General features: G+C 70.0%; 4 protein-coding genes. 3 read left to right on the top strand and 1 reads right to left on the bottom strand.

The genetic code is table 11. The annotated features are described in order from the left end of the window. Window positions 1–20: 20 nt before the first annotated feature. Window positions 21–398 carry a TA system antitoxin ParD family protein gene (locus Q8814_RS25840; protein ID WP_330154788.1) on the bottom strand — a complete coding sequence of 126 codons (378 nt, stop codon included), beginning with the start codon at window positions 396–398 and terminating at the stop codon, window positions 21–23. 177 nt (window positions 399–575) lie between these two features. Here Q8814_RS25840 and Q8814_RS25845 point away from each other — a divergent pair, with 177 nt between their 5' ends. The 3 genes from Q8814_RS25845 to Q8814_RS25855 all read left to right on the top strand — a co-directional run. Continuing rightward, entirely contained in the window at window positions 576–1,754 is a 1,179-nt protein-coding gene (locus tag Q8814_RS25845; protein ID WP_330154785.1) for a cytochrome P450, read from the top strand. Next, window positions 1,751–1,945, top strand: a complete 195-nt coding sequence (locus tag Q8814_RS25850) for a ferredoxin (RefSeq protein ID WP_330154786.1) — start codon at window positions 1,751–1,753, stop codon at window positions 1,943–1,945. Before Q8814_RS25845 ends, Q8814_RS25850 begins: the two co-directional genes overlap by 4 nt. Window positions 1,946–1,967: 22 nt before the next feature. Then, the coding region (locus Q8814_RS25855; RefSeq protein ID WP_330154787.1) for an FAD-dependent oxidoreductase at window positions 1,968–2,216 on the top strand (249 nt) is incomplete at its 3' end.

A 2,216-nucleotide genomic window follows, 5' to 3' on the forward strand; every position in this document is an offset into this window, starting at 1 on the left:
GACGATCAGATCGAGACGTCTCACAGCACGATCTGGGTGCCGTCGGGCAGGTGTTTGACGACGCGGCCCTGCTCGTCGAGCGCGATCGTCGCGCGGCCCTGCGCGGCCCGGTCGGCGATATGGTTGCCGGTGGCGAGCGACTCGTCGAGGGCCGCGGCGATCTCGGCGTTGAACACCACGCCCTCTTCGGGCGACAGTTCGCGCAGCGGGACCCGCCCGGCGAGCGCGGCCTCGACTCGTCGCCGCGCCACCCGGCGCTGGTCCGACACCTCTCGGCCGACCCGCGCCCAGTGCTCGAGTTGCTGTCGGGCCGAACGGTTTTCGCGTTCTCCCTCGGTTGCGGCCGCCTCGACGAGCTCGGACGAGAACCGGGTCACCTTGTCGGCGACGTGCGTCATGACTTCCTCCTTCGCGCGAAGTGCCACCCGCTCAGTGTAGCAATCTGCTACAGCAGTGTGGGGTCTCGCGCGCACCGCGCCCACCGCCGTGCCGCCCGCCATCCATACACAACACACATGTTTCTCCATGCAAAATATGAGTTGGCTTTATGTAATAGGAGTCACTTCACTGAAGGCATGACCAGCAGCCGTCCCCCGAGCGCCGACCTCGACCTGTTCGCCGACGACATCCTGACCGACCCGTACCCGACGTTCACCGCCCTGCGCGAGCTCGCCCCGGTGGTGCACCTGCCCACCAACAACGTCTACGCCCTGACCCGGTACGACGTGATCCGCGACGCCCTCAACGATCCGGCCACCTTCTCGTCGCGCGCGATCGGCTTCAACCCGATGGTCAACGACGCCCTGCAGGGCACCTCGCTGGCCTCCGACCCGCCGATCCACACCGAACTGCGCGCGACCCTCACCGAGAACCTGTCCCCACGCGCGCTGCGCGGACTCAAGGGAACCATCACCGCCAAGGCCGACGCCCTGGTCGCGGATCTGGTGTCCGAGGGCTCGTTCGAGGCCATCGACGCGCTGGCCCGCGCCTTCCCCCTCGAGGTCGTCGCCGACCTGATCGGCTTCACCGGCACGGCCCGCGAGAACATGCTGCGCTGGGGACAGGCCGCCATGGAGGTCATCGGACCCCTGAACCGGCGCACCGCCGAGAACTTCCCCATCGCCGGGGAGCTGTACGAATGGTGCTCGAAGGTGCAGGCCGAGGATCTCACGCCCGGCTCCGTCGGCCGCGGCATCTTCGACGCCGAAGCCCGCGGCGCCATCCCGGCGAACACCGCCGGCCACATCATCCACCAGTACCTCGGCGCGGGCGTGGACACCACGATCACCGCACTGGGCAACATCGTCGCGCTGTTCTCCGCCCACCCCGACCAGTTCGCGCTGATCCGCGAGAACCCCGCCCTGGTACCCGCCGCGTTCAACGAGGTGCTCCGCTTCTGGGCCCCGCTGCACGCCTGGGGCCGCACGGTCACCGAGGACGTGGACATCGACGGCATCCTGGTCCCGGCCGGCTCCCAGGTGGCCATCCTCTTCGGTGCGGGCAACCGCGACCCGCGGCACTACGAGAACCCGGACACCTTCCTGGTCGAACGCAACCCGGTCGACCACCTGTCCTTCGGCTACGGCCCCCACGGCTGCGCCGGCCAGGGCCTGGCCCGCCTCGAAGCCCACGCCGTCATCGCGGCCCTGGCCACCCACGCCCAGCGACTCGTGGCCGGCGAGCCCGTGCGCGTGCCCGGCAACATCACCCGTTCCATCGACCGACTCGAAATCCTGAAGGTGGTTCCCGCATGAAAATCGTGCTCGATCGACCCCGCTGCGAAGGCCACGGACTGTGTGAAGAGGCCGCCCCGACCCTGATGCACCTCGACGACGACGGCGAACTGGTCCTCGACGTCGACGAGCTGCCCGCCGGCAGCGCCGAGCTCGCCGCCGCCGGCGCCGCCGTGCGGGTGTGCCCCGTCGCCGCCCTGAAACTGGCCTGAGACCGCCATGAACGGAACCGACATGAACAGCACCGCAGTTCCCCACCGGATCGTCGTCGTCGGCAACGGCATCGCCGGGCAGACGGCGTGCGACACCCTGCGCGCGGCAGGGTTCGACGGGGTGCTGACCGTCGTCGGCGACGAACCGCGGCCCGCGTACTCGCGGCCCGCCCTGTCGAAGGCGCTGCTCGTCGACGGCGGCTCGCCCGAACTCGCCGCACCGGCGCACGGCGCCGCCGAACTGCTCGGCGTCGCCGCCGTCGGCCTGGAC

Origin of the sequence: Rhodococcus chondri, assembly GCF_036327435.1 — a bacterium.
Classification (GTDB): domain Bacteria; phylum Actinomycetota; class Actinomycetes; order Mycobacteriales; family Mycobacteriaceae; genus Rhodococcus; species Rhodococcus chondri.

What these genes read in the sequence shown, in the direction of transcription:
- Q8814_RS25845 (WP_330154785.1), top strand. Translation starts at nt 576, where the DNA reads ATGACCAGCAGCCGTCCCCCGAGCGCCGACCTCGACCTGTTCGCCGAC.
- Q8814_RS25840 (WP_330154788.1), bottom strand. Translation starts at nt 398, where the DNA reads ATGACGCACGTCGCCGACAAGGTGACCCGGTTCTCGTCCGAGCTCGTC.
- Q8814_RS25850 (WP_330154786.1), top strand. Translation starts at nt 1,751, where the DNA reads ATGAAAATCGTGCTCGATCGACCCCGCTGCGAAGGCCACGGACTGTGT.